1 protein-coding gene is annotated in these 1,593 nt (G+C 56.1%); it reads right to left on the bottom strand.

Annotation, left to right across the window (positions count from 1 at the left end):
* Positions 1–129 precede the first annotated feature (129 nt).
* Positions 130–1,335, bottom strand: a complete 1,206-nt coding sequence (chrA, locus tag ABN212_RS18645; protein WP_000184001.1) for a chromate efflux transporter — start codon at positions 1,333–1,335, stop codon at positions 130–132.
* Positions 1,336–1,593: the final 258 nt, after the last annotated feature.

Raw genomic sequence — 1,593 nt, 5'->3', positions numbered from 1 at the left:
GTAAGCAGAGTTTTTGAAATGTAAGGCCTTTGAATAAGACAAAAGGCTGCCTCATCGCTAACTTTGCAACAGTGCCTGTGCAGGCGGATCAAACCGCCGTAGAGGTCTTTGTCAGTCATTTTTTGTGCCTCACAGAGCGACGCTCAACAGCCACCCAGCTGCACCGCTACCGAGGACAACCAGCCACGGCGGGAGCTTCCAGAACATAAGTGCGACAAGGGCAACTAATGCCAAGCCGAAGTCTTGCGGCTGAAAGATGGCGCTAGTCCATACAGGCTGATACAGCGCGGCCAGCAGCAAGCCGACTACAGCGGCATTGATCCCGGCCAGCGCAGCTTGGATGCCTGTATTGCGGCGCAAACGCTCCCAAAATGGCATTGATCCGACGACCAGCAAGAACGAGGGCGCGAAGATAGCCAGCAGACACACAATGCCGCCGATCCAGCCCGACGGGGCGGTGTTCATCGAGGCACCAAGAAACGCGGCGAACGTGAACAAAGGGCCGGGCACCGCTTGAGCTGCCCCGTACCCCGCGAGAAAGGATTCATTGTTGACCCAGCCGGAGGGCACCACTTCGGCTTGCAGTAATGGCAGCACAACGTGACCACCGCCGAACACCAGTGATCCGACACGATAGAAGGAATCCACCATTGCCATGGTTTGACTTGGCATCAGTTCGGCCAACACCGGCAGGCCAATCAGCAAGACAAAGAACAGCGAGAGCCAAAGCACGCCGGCCCGGTGACTGACCGTGATAGGTAGGGGGTCATGCTCAACAACTTTCGCTGGCTTGAACAATAACCGGCCTGCGATGCCTGCGATAGCAATCACGCCAACCTGTCCCCACGCGGACGGCACAAGTAAAACGACGCAGGTAGCAATTGCCATGATGGTGACTCGCAGCCCATCCGTGCATAGGTTACGCGCCATGCCCCATACTGCTTGAGCGACCACGGCCACAGCCACCACTTTTAAGCCATGCAACGCGCCCTGCGAGACGTAATCGCCATAGCTGGAGATGCCGAGCGCAAAAAGGATCAAGGCTATGGCAGACGGCAGCGTGAAGCCAGCCCAAGCAGCCAGCGCCCCGCTGTATCCAGCCCGAGACAGTCCTACCGCTATGCCGACCTGGCTGCTTGCAGGCCCTGGCAAGAACTGACAAAGCGCGACCAAGTCAGCATAGCTCCGTTCGGAGAGCCAGCGCCGCCGTGTGACAAATTCGGCGCGGAAGTAGCCCAAGTGCGCAATGGGGCCGCCAAAAGATGTCAATCCAAGCCGCAGAAAAATAAGAAAGACCGACCATGGTCTGCTGTCATCGGTAGGGTTATTCGTCATACTTTCGCCTTCATGATCTGCAACGAGTTGATCAATAATAAGCGAAATTCGATAACGAAATTCGATATAAATCTAGAAAAAAATACCTCTATGTGTACTACGCAGTTTTAGCTGTGGCTTTCACAGGAGCACGCTTACTTACGGCTTAGCGTGCTTTATTTTCCGTTTTCTGAGGCGATCCCTAGGAGCTCGGATCTCAGGACGAAGGTCTCCGCGAATGTCCGGTCGATCCGCGCGACGTCCCAGGCGGGCGTTCCC

The sequence above is a fragment of the Proteus genomosp. 6 genome (assembly GCF_040139785.1).
In the GTDB taxonomy this organism is placed as follows: Bacteria; Pseudomonadota; Gammaproteobacteria; order Enterobacterales; family Enterobacteriaceae; genus Proteus.
The sequence above is the reverse complement of the archived record's forward strand: the minus strand, read 5'-3'. Positions and strand labels throughout refer to the sequence as shown.

Coding starts and splice junctions, on each gene's coding strand:
- chrA (WP_000184001.1), bottom strand. CDS start 1,335: ATGACGAATAACCCTACCGATGACAGCAGACCATGGTCGGTCTTTCTT.